We start from the raw sequence: 23,689 nt of genomic DNA on the forward strand, positions 1-23,689 counted from the left end.
AAATGAACATTCATATTGAACAGTTGATGTCAGATTCTGGCGTCAAATTCGGTACAAGTGGTACCCGTGGTCTTGTCAAAGACATGACAGATTTAGTGTGTTTTGCTTATACCTCAGCATTTTTGCAGCATTTGATTCATGAGAATCAGATACAGAAAGGGGATCAAGTTGGTATCGGTGGTGACTTGAGGTCCAGCAGTCCACGAATTATGAATGCAGTCGCCAATGCTTGCCAGCATTATGGTCTTCAACCTGTTAATCTGGGTTTTATTCCCTCCCCAGCAGTCGCCCTTTACGGTATTCAACATCATATGGCGACCATTATGGTTACCGGAAGCCATATTCCTGATGATCGGAATGGTATGAAGTTTAATTTGCCAATAGGTGAAATACTTCAGGCTGATGAGCAAGCTATCAAACAACAATGGGTTGATATTCCGGATGAGCTGTTTGATGACCATGGTGCGTTTATCAAACAAGATGCTGTTTTAACTGAGCCATCTTTATCTGCTCAAAAACACTACATTGAGCGCTTTACTCAGTTTTTACCAGATAATTGTTTGGCAGGCATGACGGTGGGTGTATATCAGCATTCTGCTGTGGGTCGAGATGTGCTGCAACAAATCTTGTCTGCATTAGGAGCCAACACTATTAGTTTAGGCAGGAGTGAGCAGTTTGTCTCAGTAGACACTGAAGCCATTCGGCCTGAAGATGTCGAACTTGCTCAACAGTGGGCAAGTGAACATGCTCTGGATGCCATTGTGTCAACAGACGGGGATAGTGACCGACCTTTGAGCAGTGATGAACATGGACACTGGCTCAGAGGCGATATTGTCGGCTTATTAACCGCGCTCTACCTGAGGGCGGATATCGTGGTTACGCCTGTCAGTAGTAACTCTTGCGTGAACGCCGACTTTTTTGAACAGGTGTTGCGAACACGAATCGGCTCACCCTATGTGATAGCAGCCATGCAAACAGCGGCTACAAACTCGCCTGAAAAAGGTGTGGTGGGATATGAAGCGAATGGTGGATTTCTGCAGCAATCAGCCATTGAGCTATCAGGAAAAACTCTAAGTCCACTACCCACACGTGATGCCATCATTGTGATTTTAAGTGTCTTATTATTGGCAAAACAAAGGCAACAGACAGTCTCTGAACTAAATGCATCGATGCCTGCGATTTATACCAGCAGCGATCGCCTGAAAAACTTCGCATTGGAAAAAAGCCGTTTATTGCTGGATACGTTAATAGTGGATAAGCAGATTAATAGCATGCAAGTACAACAGTTGTTTCCTTTTATGGGCGAGATCAAAGCAGTGGATACAACTGATGGTGTCAGACTATGTTTTGCAGATGATGAAATCATTCATATCAGGCCTTCTGGTAATGCACCTGAATTACGTTGTTATACTGAAGCTAGTCGTGAAGAACGAGCCATAGAGCTGAATCAACTTGCTTTGAAAGCGATGAGTGACTGGTCTGAACCTGTTTAATAAAAGTCTGTATATCTAAATGTTGATGGTTCCAGGGTTAGATAGGTCTCTCCAATGCCCGGTTGATGGTCTCAATTAATAATTCAAAGTTGACTGGCTTAGTCAGATAATAATCGAAACCCGCCTTTAACCCCTTATCTATATCCTGTGGCATGGCGTTCGCGCTCAGTGCAATCGTTTTGATGTCACGGGTGATCGCCGAACGTTTGAGTGCTTCTAATGCCTCAAAGCCGTTCATCCCCGGTAAGTTAATATCCATCAGAATGACTTCTGGTTCATATTGTCTGGCTAATGCCAAGCCTGTTTCAGCATCGCTAGCAGCGATAAGGTCAAACTGAATATATTGTCTAAAGACACGTTTAATCAAATTGAGATTAGTTGGGTTATCTTCAATACATAAGATTTTGACGTGTTCCTTGGAGTCATCCTCCATTTGTTCTGGTTCGTGATGTTCTGATGATAATAGAGAGCCGTTTGTCGCCTTGGAACGTTGCAGTTCAATCCAAAATGTGGCGCCTTTGTCTTGCTCACTTTCAAAGCCAAAGCGTCCGTTCATAAGTTTAATCAGCTCTCGGCTGATGACTAAACCAATACCGGTGCCCTGTATACCTGAGTTATCTTTATCAAGACGATCGAAAGGTTCAAACAGGCGACGTTGTAATTTTTCATCAATGCCGTAGCCGGTATCCTGGATAGCAATACGAAGAGAGGATTTATAAGTACTGCTTATAATAATCTTAATTTTGCCATTCGGTTTGTTGTATTTGGCCGCGTTAGATAAAAGATTGAGTAACACCTGTTTGAGTTTAATGTGATCGGCTTTCACAAATAAAGATGAAATATTGGCTGGATATGACTCTTCAATATGCAGATTTAAAGACTGAATTTGAGTTTGAATAAAGGGAATAAGGTCATCAATAAGCGGTTTTAATTGCACATCTTCCACTGAGACTGACATATGGCCGCTTTCAATACGTGATAAGTCCAGTATGTCATTAATCAGTGAGAGTAGATGATTTCCTGAATTCTCGATCATGCTGACCGATTCACGCTGATCTTCATTTAGATCATCTAGCTGTAAGAGCTGCGAGAAACCAATGATGGCATTGAGTGGTGTGCGAAGTTCATGACTCATTTTTGCCAGAAATTCACTTTTTGCTTCATTAGCGTGCTTGGCCTGTTGCATGGCCTTGATTAACTCTTGCTGATATTGGTGACGTTCTGAAATATCCCGAATTACACCAATATAGAATTTCCGATGGCCAAATTGCATCGGACTGATGTTAAGTTCAATGGGAAATTCGGTGCCGTCTTTTCTGGTGGCAGATAAAGAACGCGTTCTGTGTATGATTTTAGGCTCATGAATATTGGCATGCTTAAGATAACTATCATGTTTATGTCGTTCATTTTTATCTATCAGAATAGAAACTGGTTGACCGATAAGTTCCGCTTCCTGATAACCAAATAACAGACAGACAGCGGGGTTCACCATGGTGATTTTTCCAACATCATCAATAGTGACAAAGCCATCATCAGTCTGTTTTATGATGGCATCACGTTGTTGTAGTGAGGCAATGCGTTGTTGCGTTGAGCGGCGATAGAAATAGGTACCAAATGCCGTCATGAAAATCACAAATACGATGCTGATAACCACACTGAATAATAGGGAACGATAGAGTTTATAAACTTCGGCGACTTCTGTTTCCGTCACGATTCCCATATTCAGATGGTCATCCCAGCGCCAGCTACCGATGACTTTGGCACCGCGATAATCACGATATCCTTTCAGGCTCACACCCGTCTGGTGTTGGGTCAATGATTTCGCCATCAGCGTAAGCGGAGCATTTGCAGCAACTGGTTTTTTCTCAGAGCTTAAGAGATTAACGCCGGGATCTCGCACTTCCAGTGCCAATTCGCTTAATGGATGAGCAGCATCAATTAATCCGGCTTGGATAAGCTGCTTAGTAAACTTACTTTGAGTGAGCATTCGCCCATGTTCATCTATCGCGTAGGCTTGGCCTGTTTGCCCCACTTGGTTTTCATGAAAAGCAGGGTTGAAAATCTTGTCGGGATCGATTTCGAAAGCAAAAAAAGCAACTGTTTTTCCAGCCCAATCATGAACGGGGGCAATAAAGAGCATGGTTGGCGTGGGGTAATTCTGCCCAAGTGTTTTCTGCCATGAGCTTGAAGGCATAAAAGGATGGGAAGTGTAGACTGTGTTTGTCGGTAAATCCGTACGGATGTTGAGGGGAAGTCGGACTTTATTGTCTTCGTTTGCAAAGCCACTCACTCCCGATAAAATCATGTCGCCATGCGTTGAGAACAGCTTGTAGTCAAGGTAACCTTCATTGCTCAATATCGCTTTGATGTTGCCATCAACAAGTCGATATAAATCTTGTTGCATCACTTTGTTATCCTGCTTATTCGCTAATAAAGAAATCTGTTGGATAACAGTGTTTTCTGCCCAGTAAAGGCTGTTACGTTGATGATTGGTGTAGGACTGTTTAACGCGATTGATGGAAGTGGTCAGTGCGGTATTGAGGCGTGTAGTCACGTCTTCCTGAATCAAGGAAAACAGGTGCGACGCAGCCACAGTGGCTGTTATCACTGCGACTAATAAAATAACGATGGCAACCACAACAGGTTTACTTAACCACTTACTCTTACTCACCTGAAATGATGTACCTTTTTATTTTTATTATGAAAGTGTGAATGCCATTTTGTTGGCATAATCAACACAAATTTAAAGCAGCGGCTATTCGAGCACAAACATTCCTATCCTGTCCAGTATTAAAGCCGTTCTCAAAATCATGATTTAACGCATATTGTGACTTCTCATTGACGTTTTTAGTGTGTAGTATCGAGGATGATGATTACATCAAATATTTAAGAATGTAGTCAGGGGCATGAGCAGAGACGCGAGTCCCTCATGCTGAATTGTCGAGACATCCGAAGGAAGCACAGCATGCTGGAGAATTATCTCCCGATTTTGTTGTTTATCATCATCGGCATCGGTTTTGGTGTTCTGCCATTGCTGGCCGGCTTTGTATTGGGACCTCGGCATCCTGACAGTGAAAAACGATCAGCCTATGAATGTGGATTCGAACCTTTTGAAGATGCCCACATGAAGTTTGATGTTCGTTATTATCTTGTTGCTATTCTTTTCATCATTTTCGATTTAGAAATTGCATTCCTTTTCCCATGGGCCATTGTTTTAGATGAGATCGGTGTGTTTGGTCTCTTGGCCATGTTTCTATTTTTAGCCATTTTGGTAATTGGGTTTGTATATGAATGGAAAAAAGGAGCGCTGGAGTGGGAATAGAAGGTGTTCTCGAAAAAGGCGTTGTCACCACATCGGCTGACAAACTCATTAACTGGGCAAGAACCGGATCTTTATGGCCAATGACATTTGGTCTGGCCTGTTGTGCAGTAGAAATGATGCATGCCGGGGCAGCTCGTTACGATTTGGATAGATTTGGCATTGTATTCAGAGGCAGTCCGCGTCAATCGGATGTGATGATTGTGGCTGGCACGCTGGTAAACAAAATGGCACCTGCTTTGCGTAAAGTCTATGACCAGATGTCCGAACCACGCTGGGTTATTTCAATGGGCTCCTGTGCCAACGGCGGTGGTTATTATCATTATTCTTATTCCGTTGTTCGTGGCTGCGATCGGATTGTCCCCGTCGATATCTATGTGCCAGGCTGTCCACCAACTGCTGAAGCTTTACTGTATGGCATATTACAGCTGCAGAAAAAATTCATCGTACTAACACCATAGCCAGACAAACCTGATAGCGACCTGTTTTTATGATGCAAACCTTAAAAGCCAAACTAGAACAGAATTTTTCAGATGTGTTACTGGATTGTGAGCTGGTTCGAGATGAAATTACTTTGCATGTGGCGGCTGAACACATTATTGAGGTTTGTACGACCTTACGAGATGACTATCAATTTGAACAGTTGATGGACTTGGCCGGTGTAGATTACTCAGAGTATGGCGGGAGTAGTTGGGAAACCAAACAGTCGACAGAGTTTGGTTTTAGCCGGGCTGTAGATGGCTTGGGACATGCAGAACCCGTGACAGACGGGTATCGTTTTGCCGTGGTCTATCAGTTGCAATCCATTACACATAATCAACGCTTACGATTAAAAGTCAGATTGGCAGCCGAGCAACCCATTATAGACAGCGTGACAAAGGTATGGACTGGTGCTGATTGGTATGAGCGTGAAGCCTTTGATATGTTCGGCATTCTCTTTGATGGACATCCTGACTTACGACGCATTTTGACAGACTATGGTTTTGTCGGTCATCCGTTTCGTAAAGATTTCCCGCTTATTGGTAATGTTGAGATGCGTTACGATGAAAACAAAAAACGTGTCGTATATGAACCGGTCAGTATCGAACCCAGAACCTTAGTACCCAGGGTGATTCGTGATGATAACCGTTATCTCAAGGATGAGAAATAATGGCTGAGATAAAAAATTTCACACTCAACTTTGGTCCTCAACATCCGGCTGCCCATGGTGTCCTTCGTCTTATTCTGGAAATGGATGGAGAGGTGATAGTCAGAGCCGACCCGCATATTGGGCTGCTGCATCGGGGTACAGAAAAACTGGCGGAATCGAAACCATTCAATCAGAGCATTGGGTATATGGACCGTCTCGATTATGTGTCGATGATGTGTAACGAACATGCCTATGTGATGGCCATCGAAAAACTGATTGGCATTGATGTACCCATAAGAGCCCAATACATTCGGGTCATGTTTGATGAGATTACCCGGGTATTAAACCATCTGATGTGGTTGGGGGCGCATGGTCTGGATATTGGTGCGATGACGGTCTTTCTTTACTGCTTCCGTGAGCGTGAAGACTTAATGGATTGTTACGAGGCGGTATCGGGCGCAAGAATGCATGCTACCTATTATCGACCTGGCGGCGTATATCGCGATTTGCCCGACAAAATGCCTCAATATCAGGCTTCCAAATGGCACAACGACAAAGAAATAAAGAAAAAGAATCAAAACCGAGAAGGCAGTCTGCTCGATTTTATTGAAGACTTTACCCAACGTTTTCCGCACTGTGTCGATGAGTATGAGACATTATTAACTGATAATCGTATCTGGAAACAACGCACTGTAGGCATTGGTGTGGTCAGTCCTGAGCGAGCACTTCAACTCGGTTTTTCAGGGCCGATGTTAAGAGGCTCGGGGATTGAGTGGGATTTACGCCGTAAACAGCCTTATGAAGTCTACGACCAATTGGACTTTGATATTCCGATAGGTAAGGAAGGTGACTGTTACGATCGCTATTTAGTCCGTGTCGCTGAGATGCGTGAATCTAATCGTATTATTAAGCAATGCGTTAATTGGCTCAGAGCGAATCCAGGGCCAGTGATTGTTGATGACACCAAAGTCGCCCCGCCTAAACGCAGCACCATGAAAAATGATATGGAAGCCTTAATTCATCACTTCAAACTATTTACCGAAGGTTATTGTGTGCCGGAAGGTGAAGTTTACAGTGCGATTGAACATCCCAAAGGCGAGTTTGGTATTTATATGATTTCGGATGGGGCTAATAAGCCTTATCGCGTGAAAATCAGAGCGCCGGGGTTTCCACATCTGGCAGCGATGGATGAAATGGCAAAAGGCCATATGCTGGCAGATGTCGTTGCCATTATCGGTACGATGGATATTGTGTTTGGTGAGATTGACCGATGACAGAGATGGTATTGACCGGACCTAAACAGACTTTATTCACTGAGCAACTGCGTGCAGCGCTGGATAAATGGATAGCTAAATATCCGATAGGTCGTGCTCAATCTGCCGTCATTCCATGCTTACATATCCTGCAGGAGGCTAATGGTGGCTGGCTTTCCAGAGCTATTATGGATGCCTTGGCAGAATATTTATCCATGTCGAATATCAGTGTTTATGAAGTGGCGACTTTTTACAGCATGTTTGAACTGGAACCCGTCGGTAAACATAAGATTAGCCTGTGCACCAATATCTCGTGCATGTTGTGTGGCTCTGAGGAAATACTCGAATATCTTCAGCAACGTTTAGCGATTAAGCCAGGTGAAACAACGGCCGATGGACTATTTACACTCAAAGAGGTCGAGTGTCTTGGCGCTTGTGTTGGTGCACCTATGTTGCTGATGGATAAGCAATACCACGAGTACCTGACCAAAGAAAAGATTGATGCCTTGATTGATGGGGTCCAATCATGAAGCTGGATCAAGTGTGTTTTCGTACCAACCACCTTTCACCATCCTGGACATTGGATGCCTACCGACAGGTCGGTGGCTATCAGGTACTTGAAGATATCTTGAGCAATAAACTCAAACCTGAGTCTATTATTGAGCAGATCAAAAACTCGGCATTACGTGGTCGCGGTGGCGCTGGTTTCCCTACCGGACTGAAATGGAGCTTTATGCCCAGACGTTTGCCCGGTGATAAATATATTGTCTGTAATTCGGATGAAGGCGAGCCGGGGACGTGTAAAGATCGCGATATTCTCAGGTTTAACCCGCATCAATTGATAGAAGGCATGATTATCGCCGGTTATACGATTGGAGCCCAGACTGGATATAACTACATCCGCGGTGAGTTTTTTGAACCTATAGAACGCTTTGAGGCAGCGCTGGAAGAAGCCAGAGAAGCCGGCTATTTGGGTAAAGATATTCTCGGCAGTGGCTTTCACTTTCAGCTTCATACTCATATCGGCGCGGGTGCTTATATATGTGGTGAAGAAACCGCCTTACTCGAATCCTTGGAGGGGAAAAAAGGGCAGCCACGTTATAAACCACCATTTCCAGCTGGCTATGGCTTATATGGCAGGCCGACAACGATTAACAATACAGAAAGTTTAGCCTCGATTCCGGTGATATTGCAGCATGGTGCGGACTGGTTTCATGAATTAGGCACGCCAAATAATGGCGGCAGTAAGATTTTTTGTATGACGGGGCATGTTAATAAACCCGGTAACTATGAAGTGCCGTTAGGTACGCCGTTTGCTGAGCTACTGGAGTTGGCAGGTGGTGTTCGGCACGGTCATCAGTTAAAAGCGGTTATTCCTGGTGGCTCATCCACGCCAGTGGTACCAGCTGAGATTATGATGGGACTCGATATGAGTTATGACGGGATTGCCAAAGGGCGTTCCATGCTGGGTGCCGGGTCAGTCATAGTTATGGATGATTCAACTTGTATGGTGAAAGCGCTGCAACGTATTGCCTATTTTTATTATGAAGAATCATGCGGTCAGTGCACTCCTTGTCGTGAGGGCACTGGATGGCTGTATCGGGTTGTGAAGCGCATTGAAGAGGGGCAGGGCAAGCAAGAAGATTTAGACCGGCTGGTGGATGTGGCTGAAAATATTAATGGCAATACCATTTGTGCTCTGGGAGATGCGGCGGCAGCACCTGTCGTCAGTTTTATCAAACATTTTCGTGAAGAATTTCAATACCACATCGATCATGGTCGGTGTATGGATAACACAGCGTGAAGGCTGAGTAGATATGGTTAATATCGAAATCGACGGTATTCCACTGAAAGTGGACTCAACAAAAATGATTATTCAGGCTGCTGATGAGGCAGGTATTGATATTCCACGTTTTTGTTACCACAAAAAACTGTCGATAGCAGCTAATTGTCGGATGTGTCTTGTTGAGGTTGATAAGTCCCGTAAAGCGCTGCCAGCCTGTGCGACGCCTGTGACTGAAGGCATGAAAGTATTCACTCATTCTAAAGTCGCGATTAATGCTCAACGCAGTGTGATGGAATTTTTATTGATTAATCATCCACTGGATTGTCCGATTTGTGATCAGGGCGGTGAATGTGAGTTGCAGGATTTGTCGATGGGATATGGCGAAGGTGTCAGTCGGTTTACAGAAGGTAAACGTGTTGTCAAAGACAAAGATATCGGACCTTTGATTCGTACTGATATGACACGCTGTATTCATTGCACAAGATGCGTGCGCTTTGGTGTGGAAATCGCTGGTGTTAAAGAACTGGGTGCAACCGGGCGTGGAGAACATATGGAGATTGGTACCTATGTTGAGCACAGCTTGGTTTCTGAGTTGTCGGGTAATATTATCGATCTCTGTCCTGTTGGAGCATTAACGTCTAAACCTTTCCGTTACAAAGCGCGTGCCTGGGAAATGAAAGCCCATCCCTCCATCGCACCTCATGATGCCATCGGTTCTAATATTGAGCTGCATGTCAGACAAAATGATGTGATGCGTGTGGTACCGAGAGATAATGAATCCATTAATGAGGCCTGGTTATCGGATAGAGACAGGTTCTCCTATCAAGGTTTGGCCCATCCTAAACGACTTTCTGAGCCTATGATTAAAGTAGAGGGTGACTGGCAGGTCGTTGACTGGCAAACCGCATTGGAAACAGCGGTAAAAGGTTTACAAACCGTTATCAATAAACATGGCACCGAAGAAGTGGGTGGCATGATTTCACCGACAGCGACGCTGGAAGAAGCCTTTCTGTTCCAGAAATGGTTACGTGGTTTAGGTGTTGAGAATATTGACCATCGCCTGCGTCAGCAAGATTTTTCTGACTCTCTCGAGCAGTACGCAATAGAGAGCTGGACATTGGCAGATGTACAGGACAGTGATGCGATTGTGCTTATCGGCAGTCATATTCGGGCTGAGCAACCTATTCTTGCTCATCGTATAAGACAAGCGGCGATAAATGGTGCTGTGGTAAGTAATATCAATTTCTTTCTGACAGACTTGCTGATGCCGGTTGAGTATGAAATGGCAGTGGATATCAAGGCCATGCTCTCCACCTTGGCGGGCATTGCCAAAGTATTATCGTCAATGACCAATGACGATGATGATGCATGGCAGGCTCTATATCCAGAACGTACGCCCACTGCGTTTGAACAAAATGTGGCTATGCAGTTATCGAACGCAGCGACCGCCACCTTGATCGTGGGAGACTTAGCTAATCATCACCCCGATGCTGCAAAAATACGCGCATTAGTCCAGAAAATTGCTGAGTTGTCAGGCAGTCGCTGTATGGTGATGCCATCCTCGAATAGCCAAGCTCATGTCTTTGCCAACACCTTACCTGGTAAGGAAGCGAAAAACAGTCTGCAAATGTGGCAACAGAGTCTCCGGGCGTACGTGTTGATGGGCTTAGACGCATTGCATGATACTGCTGTCCCAGCCATTGCCAAACAAGCACTAAAGCGCGCCAGTTTTGTGGTGGCACTACATAGTTTCGATAGTGAGTTTCTGAGACAAACGGCCGATGTGATTTTACCAATGGCTTGTTTTACTGAAACTTCTGGCACGTTTGTTGGCCTGGATAAACAATGGCAGCAGTTTGCTGGTGCGGTTGCTCCTAGAGGAGATAGTCGTCCTGGTTGGAAGATTCTGCGTGTGCTCGGTAATGTTAGCCAATTAGAAGGGTTTGACTATATTTCGTCACAGGACGTGGCAGATGAGGTTCGTCAGAAACAAGCTGAGAGACATACTGACTCGACTCCGCCATATATTCCCGATTCGCTTAACCTAGAGTCAGACTTGATGATGATTTCTGAGGTACCGATGTATCGGACGGATGCATTATTACGTCACAGTGAAGCGTTACAAAAAACACCGGAAACTCAACGAATACAGTTTGCACGCATCAATAGAAAAGAAGCCGCAAAACATGGTTTAAATCATCAAACGCCTTTGACGCTGACACAACAAGACAGCGTGATTCGTCTGCCCTTAGAGATGGATGACAGTATTGCAGATGGTTGTGTTTATGTTGCTGCTACGACAGAGGCCGCGAGCCGTCTAGTCAGCCTGTTTGGACAGATCACTGTTTCTCAAAGTGAGGCAGCCACATGATTGATATGTTTTTACAGGATATCCTGCCGAACCTATTCAAAATTTTACTCATCATTGTGCCTTTAATGCTGTCAGTTGCCTATTTGACTTACGCTGAACGCAAAGTCATTGGTTATATACAAACGCGTATTGGTCCTAACCGAGTTGGCCCATGGGGATTACTGCAACCAATAGCTGATGGTCTGAAATTGCTGCTGAAAGAAGTCATCTTTCCGGCAAAATCCAATTTATATTTGTTTCTGGTTGCACCTGTTTTGGCAATAGGGCCAGCATTGGCTGCCTGGGCGGTGATGCCTTTTGATGATGGCATGGTGTTGGCAGATATTGATGCCGGACTGTTATATATCCTGGCGATTACTTCCATGAGTGTGTATGGGGTAGTGGTGGCTGGTTGGGCGTCTAATTCCCGTTATGCTTTTTTAGGTGCATTGCGTAGTGCTGCACAAGTGGTCTCATACGAGATTGCGATGGGGTTTGCTTTGGTCGGTGTGCTGATTGCGGCCGGTAGCCTGAACCTTGGCGAAATTGTACTGGCTCAACAAGGAGGTTTCTGGCACTGGTACTTCATACCACTGTTTCCTTTATTTATTGTCTATTTTATTTCCGGGGTAGCGGAAACAAACCGGGCGCCGTTTGATATTGCAGAAGGCGAATCAGAAATTGTCGCTGGTTTCCATGTGGAATATTCCGGTATGGCGTTTGCCATTTTTTTCCTGGCCGAATACGCCGATATGATTTTGATCTCTATGCTGGCCGCGACCCTGTTTATGGGTGGCTGGTTGTCACCCTTTGATGGGATTCCAGTGCTGGAAAGTGCGTTTTCCTGGGTGCCTGGATTAGTCTGGCTGCTTGGGAAAACAGCTATCTTTTTGTTTATGTACCTATGGTTCCGAGCGACATTTCCTCGGTATCGTTATGATCAGATCATGCGTTTAGGCTGGAAAGTATTTATTCCTGTCACCTTGGTTTGGTTAGTTATTGTGTCGACGGCCCAGGTGTTTGATATAGGGCCTTGGTTTACAGAAAGTGCAGTCATCACTGCGGGAGGGGGATGATGTCAGGTCTCCGTCATTTTTTTAAAAGCTTTCTATTGTGGGAGCTGATTCAGGGGCTTCGTCTAACCGGGCGTTATTTGTTTGCCGGCAAAGTCACGGTGCAATATCCCGAGGAAAAAACACCACAGTCACCAAGATTCCGTGGACTGCATGCCTTAAGGCGCTATCCCAATGGGGAAGAGCGCTGTATTGGTTGTAAGTTATGTGAAGCGGTTTGTCCTGCACTTGCCATTACTATCGAAACTGAACCCAGAGATGATGGTAGTCGCCGTACTACTCGCTACGATATCGACTTATTTAAGTGTATTTATTGTGGCTTTTGTGAGGAGTCTTGTCCGGTCGACTCGATTGTTGAAACACGACATTTTGAGTTTCATTTTGAAAACCGAGGTGAACAAATCATTACAAAAGATAAATTACTGGCAATCGGGGATAAATATGAGCCAGAGATTGCTGCAGACCGTGCTGCTGATGAACCTTATCGTTAGGATGACAAACTAGTGGAAAAAATGATTTTTTACTTCTTTGCAGTCATTCTAGTGTTTGCCGCCACCATGGTTATCACTGTGCGTAACCCCGTGCGTGCCGCTTTATTCTTGGTACTAGCTTTTTTTACCAGTGCCGGTATCTGGTTAATGCTTGAGGCAGAATTTCTTGCTATCAGTTTGGTGCTGGTCTACGTGGGAGCTGTGTTAGTACTGTTTTTATTTGTGGTGATGATGCTGGATATTGATCTGGCCCCGCTGAAAGAAGGTTTTACACGCTATTTACCATTAGGGATTATTGTGGCTGCTGTGATTGTGGTGGAAATGATTGCCGTGCTGAATGCGCCTCAATTTGATATCAGTGATGCAGCAGCGACTGACGGCAGTAATACAAAAATGCTGGGTCGTTTGTTGTATACCGTTTATGTGTATCCATTTGAGATTGCTTCTGTGATCCTGACCGTCGCCATTGTTGCTGCTATCACGCTGACATTACGTGAGCACCATCGTAAATTGCAGGACCCAGCCAAACAGGTGGCCGTTAAATCGACAGACCGGGTGAGAATGGTTGATCTACGCAGCAAAAAACAAGATGGAGGTGGCTCTGAACCATGATTGTTTTATCTGACTATCTTATTCTCGCTGCCATATTGTTCAGCTTGTCTTTAGCGGGTATCTTTCTGAACCGTAAAAATATCATCATTTTATTGATGTGTATTGAGTTAATGCTGCTAGCAGTCAACCTAAACTTTATTGCTTTCTCACACTTTCTCGGCGACCCCGCTGGTCAGGTGTTTGTGTTTTTCATCTTGACAGTGGCAGCAGCGGAGGCGGCAATTGGGCTGGCCATTCTGGTGGTGTTATTCCGTAACCTCAGCACCATTAATGTGTCTGATCTGGATAGGTTAAAGGGGTAAGGGATGCCACAGAGCTTACTGCTTGCCATTGTTATCGCGCCATTATTTGGCAGTATTGCAGCAGGTTTGTTTGGTCGTCATTTAGGCCGTTGCTGGACGCATCGCATTACAATCTTTTCAGTCGGTGTGGCTTTTTTCTTATCCGCCTGGGTATTAAAACTGGTGACAGTCGATGGGCTGACATATAACGACACCGTCTATCAGTGGTTGCAAGCCGGTTCATTACAGCTTCAAGTCGGCTTTATGATTGATGCACTGAGTGCAGTGATGATGACGGTGGTGACCTTTGTGTCATTAATGGTGCATATCTATACCATTGGCTACATGCACGATGATGATGGCTACTGTCGTTTCTTCAGTTATATTTCTTTATTCACGTTTGCCATGTTGATGTTGGTGATGGCAAATAATTTCATGCAGTTATTCTTTGGCTGGGAAGCGGTGGGGCTAGTCTCTTACCTACTGATTGGTTTTTGGTATAAAAAGCCGACGGCGATTTATGCAAACCTCAAAGCTTTCTTAGTGAATAGAGTCGGGGACTTCGGCTTTTTATTGGGCATTGCTGCCGTGTTGATGTATGCAGGTAGTCTGGATTATCTGGCTGTGTTTCAACAAGCACCACAAATGGCAGAGCAAACAATCAGCGTTTTTCCAGATACGGCTTGGTCTGTCATGACGCTGACCTGCATCTTGTTATTTATCGGCGCCATGGGCAAATCAGCACAGGTGCCTTTACATGTTTGGTTGCCTGACTCGATGGAAGGGCCGACGCCTATTTCAGCCCTGATTCATGCCGCCACTATGGTTACCGCAGGCATTTTTATGGTGGCGCGTATGTCACCGTTATTCGAGCTTTCTGAAACAGCATTGTCATTTGTGTTGATTATCGGTGCCATCACAGCCTTATTTATGGGACTGCTCGGCTTGGTTCAAAATGATATCAAGCGTGTCATTGCTTATTCGACATTATCGCAGCTGGGTTACATGACTGTAGCGCTTGGTGTTTCTGCTTATGCGGCAGGTGTGTTTCATTTGTTGACTCATGCCTTTTTCAAAGCTTTACTCTTTTTAGCGGCGGGTTCAGTCATTATTGCCATGCACCATGAGCAGGATATGCGAAAAATGGGTGGACTGAAAAAGTATATGCCTATCACTTACTGGACAAGTCTGATTGGTTCGTTGGCTTTGATTGGCTTTCCTGGTCTGGCTGGATTTTTCTCTAAAGATGCCATTATTGAAGCGGTGCACGCTTCCGAATTAACCGGACATGGCTTTGCCTACTTTGCCGTGTTGTCGGGAGTATTGATCACGGCTCTGTATAGTTTCCGACTGTTTTTTATGGTGTTTCATGGCACACCCCGATTTAACACTGACCATGGGCATCAGCCTAAAGAATCACCTGGGGTCGTCACATTACCGCTGGTTCTGTTAGCGATTCCTTCTGTGATTGCCGGTTATTGGATAGGCAGTATGGTTTACGGTGAGTTTTTTGCTGAGGCCATCTACGTGTCTTCTGCACATGATGTGCTGGCTGAACAAGCAAAGGACTTCCATGGCATTGTCAGTTTTATCATTCATGGCCTGACTGCGCTGCCATTCTGGCTTGCCATGGCTGGTATAGTCATCGCCTGGTTTTTGTATCTGCGTCGTCCTGAGTTACCTGCTGTGATACAAGAAAAGGGACAGTTTATTTATCGTATTCTCATCAATAAATATGGCTTTGATGACTTTAATCAAACAGTCATTGCTGGCGGCTCCCGACATTTGGGGCAGGTTTTATGGCGAATTGGTGACCGCTTGTTGATAGATGGTACGTTGGTGAATGGTACAGCGAAGACGGTAGCTTGGTGCTCAAGATTAGCCAGACAGTTACAGACTGGCTATTTGTATCATTATGCATTTGCAATGATCATCGGGGTGGGACTACTTCTCACTTTTTTTGTAGTGTGACAAGGACGGACTAGGCATTCATGTTGGCTCAACTTCCTTTACTCAGTCTCATTATCTGGATACCTCTTCTGGCAGGGATGATTAGCTTATTCCTGAATGAACGTCCCTGTATGAGTAAGTGGCTGGCTTTAGCAGCTAGTAGCCTCACATTTGTCTTATCACTTGGGCTTTATCTAGGCTTTGATAACGCCTCTGCAAACATGCAATTCGTTGAGCTATATCCCTGGGTTGAGTCATTCAATATCAATTATCACCTGGGTATTGATGGTTTTTCTCTGCCCTTGATCATATTGACCACGATATCAACGATTTTAGTCGTTATCGCTGGTTGGCGCGTTATCGACTACCGCTTGAATCAGTATCTTGCCGCTTTCTTGATTATGGAAGGCTTGATGCTGGCGGTTTTTGCAGCGCTTGATGCCATTTTATTTTATGTGTTTTTTGAAGCGATGCTGATTCCGTTATTTTTGATTATTGGCATCTGGGGTGGACCGAATCGAGTTTATGCCACAATCAAGTTCTTTTTATATACCTTCTTTGGCTCAGTCTTTTTATTAATCGCGTTGCTGTATCTGCATCATGTTGCAGGCAGCTTTTCATTACTCGATTATCATTCGGTCGCGTTGTCTATGACAGAGCAAACGTGGCTATTTTTTGCTTTTCTGATCGCGTTCGCGGTCAAAGTGCCGATGTGGCCAGTGCATACCTGGCTACCTGATGCGCATGTGGAAGCACCGACGGGGGGTCCGTTATTCTGGCGGCCATCACGTTAAAAATTGGTGGCTATGGTTTTATTCGTTTTGCCTTACCTATCGCACCAGATGCCAGCATGGCCTTGGATTGGTTATTAATCAGTTTGTCTTTGATTGCTGTGGTGTATATCGGTTTTGTTGCTCTTGTACAGTCAGATTTAAAAAAGCTCATTGCTTATTCAAGTATTGCTCATATGGGGTTTGTGACCTTGGGCTTGTTTATTGTTTTTAGAATATTTTTTAATTCATCCACCGGGAGTGGAGCCGTCTTAGCTGTCGAAGGCGCGATGGTGCAGATGATTTCACATGGCTTTATTTCAGCGGCCATGTTTCTGTCCGTTGGCGTGTTGTATGACCGTATGCATACTCGCGAAATTAGTGCTTATGGCGGGGTGATTAATACCATGCCGACGTTTACTGCATTTGCCGTGTTTTTTGCGATGGCGAATGCTGGTTTGCCAGGCACATCGGGTTTTGTGGGTGAGTTTATGGTGATTTTAGCCGCTTTTCAGGCAAATTTCTGGTTTGCATTTTTGGCGGCAACGACCTTGATTCTGGGAGCGGCTTACACTTTATGGATGGTTAAGCGCGTATTTTTTGGTGAGGTCATGAATCAACAGGTGGCTCAGCTAGAAGATATTAATACGCGTGAATTTATGCTGTTAGCCAGTTTGGCTGTCATTATATTACTACTGGGTCTATGGCCTGATCCCTTACTAGACGTCATGCACGCTTCTGTTGAGAATTTATTAACGCAAGTGGCTCAATCCAAGCTATAAAAAGGACAGCGGATAATGAACTATCAAGTGCCAAATATGTTGTTTGCATTGCCGGAAATGGTCATGCTGGCAATGGCCTGTGTTGTCTTGTTGTTTGTGGCTTTTACCGGTAATAAAAAAATTAACTGGAGTTATGGTCTCAGCCAACTCAGTTTATTCCTTGTCCTGCTGACAGTCCTGCTGTCATGGGGAGAGTCAGGCACAACTTTCTCTGAGACCTATGTTAAAGATGGTCTCAGCGATATATTAAAAGTTGCTATCTGTCTGATTAATATGTGCGTTTTATTATATTCCGTTGAATATTTACGGGTACGCCAATTACTCCAGGGTGAGTTTTACGTTCTCGCTTTATTTGCCACTCTGGGTATGTTGATTTTGGTGTCAGCGAATCATTTTCTGACTTTATATCTAGGACTAGAGTTACTCTCTCTCTGTCTCTACGCGATGGTCGCCATGCATCGGGACTCTATGATGGCCACTGAGGCTGCAATGAAATATTTCATTTTGGGTGCGATCGCTTCAGGGATGCTTTTGTATGGCATGTCAATTATTTATGGCATCACGGGTAGCTTGATGTTGCAGGAGGTGGCAACAGCCATCTATGCTTCATCTAGTAGTGATACGATTCTGAGTTTTGCACTTGTTTTCGTCATTATTGGCATTGGCTTCAAATTTGGTGCTGTTCCATTTCATATGTGGCTACCGGATGTCTATCATGGGGCGCCTACCGCCATGACACTTTTCATTGCTGCCGCCCCTAAAGTGGCCGCCTTTGCTTTGTTGATTCGATTATTAGTGGATGGACTGATAGACTTACAAACCTATTGGCAACCGATGCTGATGTTGATGGCTGTTTTATCAATGATAATCGGTAACCTTGTCGCTATCGCACAAACCAATATTAAGCGTATGCTGGCTTATTCAACGATATCTCATGTTGGTTTTTTATTGATGGGTGTGTTGTCTGGGACTGAAGCTGGGTATGCGGCATCACTTTTTTATACGTTAATTTATGCATTGATGACCTTAGCGACTTTTGGTGTGGTTTTACTGATGAGTCGTTATGGGTTTGAGGCAGATAATATTGATGACTATAAAGGGCTGAGTTCTCAGCATCCATGGTTAGCCCTGTTAATGATGATTTTGATGTTTTCAATGGCGGGTATCCCACCCTTGGCTGGCTTTTACGCCAAATTAGGTGTGATAAAAGCCGTCGTTGATGCTGATATGCTGGCCGTAGCTTTAGTTGCCGTGGTGATGTCAGTCATTGGTGCTTTTTATTATTTACGGGTAATCAAAGTGATGTATTTCGATAAAACAGATGAGGTGCATGCATTTAGTTACTCTGGTTCAGCGGCATTTGTGTTGAGTGTCAACACACTATTGGTGCTGGCATTGGGGATATTCCCTGGCGTGTTAATGTCGATTTGTTCGACGGTTTTTTCTTGAGGAATAAGATGTCTATCTGGCTTATGTTAGGGCTGTTTCTTGTGTTGGCTAACTTACCGTGGATTGGCGATCGTGTGTTTTTTGTTTATGCACTGGAACGTAAATCGAACTGGATAAGACTGTTTGAGTTAATGGTGTATTTTTTCATCAGTCTAGGTATCGGTATCGCGTTTGAAATTCGCTTCTCTGGTGATGTGTATACACAAGGCTGGGAATTTTTTGTGACAGTCTTGAGTTTATTTCTGGTGTTGTCAGTGCCAGGGGTTATATATCGTTACCAATGGTTGCCTATGCAATATAAATTCAAATAGCACTTGTAAACTCCGCAAATGCTCTAACATCATGCTGACATTAACAGCGCGTAAATTTATCGAATGGCGACATATAGCACTTTGTCGCTTTTTTACTTATAAATGTGTGCATCTATAAACATTCTAGTTTAGAATTGGCGGGTTTAACTCCGTGTAAATGCACGAATTGTTCATTCAAATAATAGAGACAGGATTATGGCTTCTGATTTATCCAAGTACAGAAATATAGGTATCTTCGCCCACGTTGATGCGGGTAAAACCACAACAACTGAGCGTATCCTGAAACTGACCGGTAAAATTCATAAAACTGGTGAGGTTCACGAAGGTGAATCAACTATGGACTTCATGGATCAGGAAGCTGAACGTGGTATTACCATTCAGTCTGCTGCTACCACATGTGCATGGAAAGGTCACCGTTTAAACGTTATTGATACACCAGGACACGTTGACTTCACTATCGAAGTATATCGTTCTTTAAAAGTACTGGATGGTGGTATCGGTGTTTTCTGTGGTAGTGGTGGTGTTGAGCCTCAATCAGAAACCAACTGGCGTTATGCCAACGAATCAGAAGTATCACGTCTGATTTACGTCAACAAACTTGACCGTATGGGTGCGGATTTCTACCGTGTTGTTAAGCAAGTTGAAGACGTGCTTGCAGCTACACCGCTAGTTATGGTTCTGCCAATCGGTATCGAAGACGAGTTTAAGGGTGTGGTTGACCTGCTGACACGTAAAGCATGGTACTGGCCTGACGAAAAAGATCCTGAAAACTACAGCATTGAAGAGCCACCTGCAGAGATGGCTGATCAGATCGAAGAATGGCGTGAAAAACTCGTTGAGACGGCTGTAGAGCAAGACGACGACTTAATGGAAAAATATCTGGAAGGTGAAGAACCTTCAGTTGATGATCTGAAAAAATGTATCCGTAAAGGTACATTAGAACTAGCCTTCTTCCCTACATATTGCGGTAGCTCATTCAAAAACAAAGGTCTTCAGTTAATTCTGGACGCGGTTGTTGATTACCTGCCTGATCCAACTCAGGTTGATCCTCAGCCAGAAGTGGATTTAGAAGGTAACGAAACAGGTAAAGTAGCGACTGTTGATATTAATGGTCCATTACGTGCATTGGCATTCAAAATTATGGATGACCGCTTTGGTGCACTGACATTCGTTCGTATCTACTCTGGTGAAGTACGTAAAGGTGACACCATCCTGAACACGTTTACCGGTAAGACTGAACGTGTTGGTCGTATGGTGGAAATGCATGCGAACGACCGTAACGAGCTAGACTACGCTCATGCGGGTGATATCATCGCTATCGTTGGTATGAAAGACACGCAAACAGGTCACACTTTATGTGATCCGAAGAATGCGGCAACACTTGAGCCAATGGTCTTCCCTGATCCTGTTATTTCTATTGCTATCGCACCTAAAGATAAAGGTGCAGCAGAGAAATTAGGTATTGCTCTGGGTAAAATGATTAAAGAAGATCCCTCTTTCCGTGTTGAAACAGATCAAGATAGTGGCGAAACCATCATGAAAGGTATGGGTGAGCTGCACTTAGATATCAAAGTAGATATCCTGAAGCGTACTCACAACGTTGATGTTGTTGTAGGTGAGCCTCAAGTTGCTTACCGTGAAACAATTACACAACGTGTTGAAGATAGCTATACTCACAAAAAACAATCTGGTGGTTCTGGTCAGTTCGGTCGTATCGACTACATCATTGAGCCAGGTGAACCAGGTAGTGGCTTCACATTTGAATCTACGGTTACTGGTGGTACTGTTCCTCGTGAATTCTGGCCAGCTGTTGAAGGTGGCTTCAAGAAAATGATGAATAAAGGCGTGTTAGCTGGCTTCCCGTTACTTGACGTTAAAGTGAATTTATTTGATGGTGCATTCCACGCCGTTGACTCATCTGCTATCGCGTTTGAATTAGCAGCTATGGGTGGTTATCGTCAATCAATTCCTAAAGCGGGTCCTCAGTTACTTGAGCCAATCATGAAAGTTGACGTGTTCACACCTGAAGATAACGTGGGTGATGTTATTGGTGACTTAAACCGTCGTCGTGGCATGATCAAGTCACAGGACGCGGGTGCAACTGGTGTACGTATTAAAGCAGATGTACCATTGAGTGAAATGTTTGGTTACATCGGTTCACTGCGTACCATGACTTCAGGTCGTGGTCAGTTCTCAATGGAATTCCTTCAATATAGCCCATGCCCACGTAATGTGTCAGATGAAGTTATTAAGGAAGTGAAAGAGCGTGAAGCTGATAAGAAATAAGCGATTATTTCTATAGAAATAAAAAAGGGCTGATTTATCAGCCCTTTTTTTATGTCTAAAGTTTAGTTAACTAAACTTTGTATTGGTGAGGGGATTCGTCCACCCAGGCGAACAAAACGATTTTCATGGCTACCCATATTCACAGCCATGACTGGGCCTTCACCTAGCAGGCCACCATAAACCACATGATCACCTGCTTTTTTGCCTGGTGCAGGAATAAGACGAGCAGCAGTGGTTTTTTTGTTAATCACACCAATCGCCATTTCATCGGCAATGATGGCTGAGATCATTTCTGCAGAGGTATCTCCAGGGATAGCCACCATATCTAAGCCAACCGAACAGACAGCGGTCATGGCTTCCAGTTTTTCCAATGACAAAGTACCGTTTACGGCGGAATCAGCAATGGTCAGATCTTCACAAACGGGTATAAAGGCGCCGCTCAGTCCACCGACATGAGAGCTGGCAAATGCGCCACCTTTTTTAACGGCATCATTGAGCATAGATAAAAAGGCGGTACTGCCTGGCGCTCCAATTGCTGGAAGCCCAATAGCTTCAAAAATTTCACCGACACTATCATTTTTATTGGGGGTAGGGGCGAGTGAGAGATCAACGATACCAAATGGTAATCCCAATAATTGAGCGACTTCACGACCAACTAGCTCGCCAGCGCGTGTGAGCCTTGCTGCAGTTTGTTTGATGACATCCGCTGCACGGCTTAAGTCCATACCGTCTTCTTCTTCAAGGGCTCGTTCCAGAGCCGCTTTAACCACGCCTGGACCGCTAACACCGACACTGACTACAGCATCCGCTTCACCCACACCGAGATAAGCGCCAGCCATAAAAGGTACGTCTTGCGGGATATTAGCAAAAACAACGAGTTTAGCCGCTGCCAAGCCATCATCTTTGGCTGTCATTTCTGCCGCTTGTTTGATGATGACGCCCATATCTTTGATGGCATCCATATTAATACCAGCACGTGTACTCGCCACATTAACAGATGAGCAGACGCGTTGACTTTCAGTCAAAGCTTGCGGGATGGCATTAATGAGTGCTCTGTCACCATGGGTCATGCCTTTTTCCACCAGTGCAGTGAAGCCACCAATAAAGTCGATACCTAATTCTGCGGCAGCTTTATCAAGCGTGAGTGCGATTTCCACCATTTGATCAGAATTAAATGGGGCAGCGACAACGCCAATAGGGCTAATCGATATACGTTTATTAGCTACTTCAATGCCGTAGCGTCTTTCAATGCGATTACAGGTGCTAACAAGATTGCCTGCAATGCGGGTAATTTTGTCGTAGATTTTGCGTTTAAAGGTATTAATGTCATCACTGACACAATCAGCCAGACTGATCCCTACGGTCACAGTACGTAAATCCAGGTTCTCTTCACGTACCATTTGCAAGGTAGAAATAATATCTTTGGGATTAATCATTTTATGTCCTGATATGAACGAGTCGGAATATAGCGTATTTAGTTAAGTATATTGCTGACAGAATCAAAAATTTTACGATGTTGTACACTGACCTCGAGATCGAGACGTTGGGATATATCTGCCAGTGCATCGCGTAAATCATTCATGATGGTGGCTTTAGGCACATCAATTTCAAAGACCATTAAATTGTCCATTGGGTTTTTACCCCCTTTGAAAATGGCTTGCATATTGGTGATATTGACACCGTGTTTAAAGAGCTGCCCAGCCACTTCAGCGACAATGCCTTGTCGATCAGGGCCTATCACCGTGACGATATAGGGTTGTACTTCAGGTTTATTTTGATACCAATCTGAAGCTTGTTCATTCCAAGGATGAACACGGATAAATAAACCCATCTGTTTGCAGTTTGCTTCTAACGCGGATTGAAGATCATCACAATTTTCATCGTGTGGAACATCGACCAGCAGTAGGGCACCAAAAACCGAGTTTAAGAGTGTTTGACTTAAGTTTTCTATATTGCCGTTACGCTGATTTATCACATCTGCAATCACAGACATAATGCCAGGTTGATCACTACCCAGAACAGAAATTAATACTTTATTCATTTTTCACCTTAGAGATGTCGCTAAGAGCTAGCACTTTATATGATCGCAATATTGTCTGGTATAGACAAACACAAAAATGCCGGGAGAAGTCCCGGCATTATCGTAACATCTAATGTGGCTGTATTGATTAGAACAGCATCATCAGAGTACTAACGTTTGGCAATAATCCAGACTGCGTGAACAATACCCGGGATATAACCCAGAATAGTTAAAAGGATATTGAGCCAAAAAGCACCACCCAAACCAACTTGTAGAAATACACCAAGTGGTGGTAACAGAATGGCAATCAGAATTCGAATTAAGTCCATAATAA

General features: G+C 44.3%; 19 protein-coding genes and 2 pseudogenes. 17 read left to right on the forward strand and 4 right to left on the reverse strand.

From position 1 onward, the window contains the following. Nucleotides 1–2: 2 nt before the first annotated feature. A complete protein-coding gene (locus tag QUE24_RS11855; protein WP_286304040.1) occupies nt 3–1,493 on the forward strand; it encodes a phosphomannomutase in 1,491 nt (496 codons plus the stop codon). A gap of 37 nt (nt 1,494–1,530) precedes the next feature. Here QUE24_RS11855 and QUE24_RS11860 read toward each other — a convergent pair whose 3' ends face one another. Continuing rightward, nucleotides 1,531–4,164, reverse strand: a complete 2,634-nt coding sequence (locus QUE24_RS11860; protein ID WP_286304041.1) for a hybrid sensor histidine kinase/response regulator — start codon at nt 4,162–4,164, stop codon at nt 1,531–1,533. A 294-nt stretch (nt 4,165–4,458) separates the two neighbouring features. On the opposite strand from QUE24_RS11860, the gene ndhC reads away from it, so the two are divergent. The 16 genes and pseudogenes from ndhC (at nt 4,459) to fusA (ending at nt 21,335) form a co-directional block, all read left to right on the forward strand. After that, nucleotides 4,459–4,815, forward strand: a complete 357-nt coding sequence (ndhC, locus tag QUE24_RS11865) for an NADH-quinone oxidoreductase subunit A (RefSeq protein WP_286304042.1) — start codon at nt 4,459–4,461, stop codon at nt 4,813–4,815. Continuing rightward, nucleotides 4,806–5,287 (forward strand): annotated as a pseudogene (locus tag QUE24_RS11870) (NuoB/complex I 20 kDa subunit family protein). Before ndhC ends, QUE24_RS11870 begins: the two are co-directional and overlap by 10 nt. 15 nt (nt 5,288–5,302) lie before the next feature. Beyond that, nucleotides 5,303–5,962, forward strand: a complete 660-nt coding sequence (locus QUE24_RS11875) for an NADH-quinone oxidoreductase subunit C (RefSeq protein WP_286304043.1) — start codon at nt 5,303–5,305, stop codon at nt 5,960–5,962. Further along, nucleotides 5,962–7,215 carry an NADH-quinone oxidoreductase subunit D gene (locus QUE24_RS11880; protein ID WP_286304044.1) on the forward strand — a complete coding sequence of 418 codons (1,254 nt, stop codon included), beginning with the start codon at nt 5,962–5,964 and terminating at the stop codon, nt 7,213–7,215. Before QUE24_RS11875 ends, QUE24_RS11880 begins: the two co-directional genes overlap by 1 nt. Beyond that, entirely contained in the window at nt 7,212–7,724 is a 513-nt protein-coding gene (gene nuoE / locus QUE24_RS11885; RefSeq protein WP_425541718.1) for an NADH-quinone oxidoreductase subunit NuoE, read from the forward strand. The genes QUE24_RS11880 and nuoE overlap by 4 nt, the downstream gene beginning before the upstream one ends. Beyond that, nucleotides 7,721–8,998 carry an NADH-quinone oxidoreductase subunit NuoF gene (gene nuoF, locus QUE24_RS11890; protein ID WP_286304045.1) on the forward strand — a complete coding sequence of 426 codons (1,278 nt, stop codon included), beginning with the start codon at nt 7,721–7,723 and terminating at the stop codon, nt 8,996–8,998. Before nuoE ends, nuoF begins: the two co-directional genes overlap by 4 nt. 13 nt (nt 8,999–9,011) lie before the next feature. After that, on the forward strand, nt 9,012–11,351 hold the full coding sequence (gene nuoG, locus QUE24_RS11895; protein ID WP_286304046.1) for an NADH-quinone oxidoreductase subunit NuoG: 2,340 nt from the start codon (nt 9,012–9,014) through the stop codon (nt 11,349–11,351). Continuing rightward, nucleotides 11,348–12,406 (forward strand): NADH-quinone oxidoreductase subunit NuoH, encoded by a 1,059-nt coding sequence (nuoH, locus tag QUE24_RS11900; protein WP_286304047.1) that lies wholly within the window; start codon nt 11,348–11,350, stop codon nt 12,404–12,406. Before nuoG ends, nuoH begins: the two co-directional genes overlap by 4 nt. Next, nucleotides 12,403–12,894 (forward strand): NADH-quinone oxidoreductase subunit NuoI, encoded by a 492-nt coding sequence (gene nuoI, locus QUE24_RS11905; protein WP_286304048.1) that lies wholly within the window; start codon nt 12,403–12,405, stop codon nt 12,892–12,894. The genes nuoH and nuoI overlap by 4 nt, the downstream gene beginning before the upstream one ends. Before the next feature lie 12 nt (nt 12,895–12,906). Next, the gene (locus QUE24_RS11910; RefSeq protein ID WP_286304049.1) at nt 12,907–13,506 is read left to right on the forward strand and encodes an NADH-quinone oxidoreductase subunit J; all 600 of its coding nucleotides are present in this window, start codon (nt 12,907–12,909) and stop codon (nt 13,504–13,506) included. Beyond that, nucleotides 13,503–13,808 carry an NADH-quinone oxidoreductase subunit NuoK gene (gene nuoK, locus QUE24_RS11915; RefSeq protein WP_091712823.1) on the forward strand — a complete coding sequence of 102 codons (306 nt, stop codon included), beginning with the start codon at nt 13,503–13,505 and terminating at the stop codon, nt 13,806–13,808. Before QUE24_RS11910 ends, nuoK begins: the two co-directional genes overlap by 4 nt. A gap of 3 nt (nt 13,809–13,811) precedes the next feature. Further along, nucleotides 13,812–15,758 (forward strand): NADH-quinone oxidoreductase subunit L, encoded by a 1,947-nt coding sequence (gene nuoL, locus QUE24_RS11920; protein ID WP_286304050.1) that lies wholly within the window; start codon nt 13,812–13,814, stop codon nt 15,756–15,758. Nucleotides 15,759–15,778: 20 nt separating this feature from the next. Continuing rightward, nucleotides 15,779–17,289: pseudogene (locus QUE24_RS11925) on the forward strand (NADH-quinone oxidoreductase subunit M). A 15-nt stretch (nt 17,290–17,304) separates the two neighbouring features. Continuing rightward, nucleotides 17,305–18,738, forward strand: a complete 1,434-nt coding sequence (gene nuoN / locus QUE24_RS11930; protein ID WP_286304051.1) for an NADH-quinone oxidoreductase subunit NuoN — start codon at nt 17,305–17,307, stop codon at nt 18,736–18,738. 8 nt (nt 18,739–18,746) lie between these two features. Beyond that, a complete protein-coding gene (locus tag QUE24_RS11935; RefSeq protein ID WP_286304052.1) occupies nt 18,747–19,049 on the forward strand; it encodes a DUF2818 family protein in 303 nt (100 codons plus the stop codon). 195 nt (nt 19,050–19,244) lie between these two features. Next, a complete protein-coding gene (gene fusA, locus QUE24_RS11940) occupies nt 19,245–21,335 on the forward strand; it encodes an elongation factor G (protein WP_286304053.1) in 2,091 nt (696 codons plus the stop codon). A 62-nt stretch (nt 21,336–21,397) separates the two neighbouring features. Here the strand turns inward: fusA and QUE24_RS11945 are convergent, their stop codons facing one another. The 3 genes from QUE24_RS11945 to QUE24_RS11955 all read right to left on the reverse strand — a co-directional run bounded on the left by QUE24_RS11945 (nt 21,398) and on the right by QUE24_RS11955 (nt 23,684). Continuing rightward, nucleotides 21,398–22,771, reverse strand: coding sequence for a PFL family protein (locus tag QUE24_RS11945; protein WP_286304054.1), 1,374 nt, complete (start codon nt 22,769–22,771; stop codon nt 21,398–21,400). Between the two features lie 38 nt (nt 22,772–22,809). Then, a complete protein-coding gene (locus QUE24_RS11950) occupies nt 22,810–23,376 on the reverse strand; it encodes a glycine cleavage system transcriptional repressor (protein WP_286304055.1) in 567 nt (188 codons plus the stop codon). 149 nt (nt 23,377–23,525) lie between these two features. After that, nucleotides 23,526–23,684, reverse strand: a complete 159-nt coding sequence (locus QUE24_RS11955; RefSeq protein WP_286304056.1) for a YqaE/Pmp3 family membrane protein — start codon at nt 23,682–23,684, stop codon at nt 23,526–23,528. Nucleotides 23,685–23,689 lie beyond the last annotated feature (5 nt).

Source organism: Methylophaga marina, from assembly GCF_030296755.1.
Lineage (GTDB): Bacteria > Pseudomonadota > Gammaproteobacteria > Nitrosococcales > Methylophagaceae > Methylophaga > Methylophaga marina.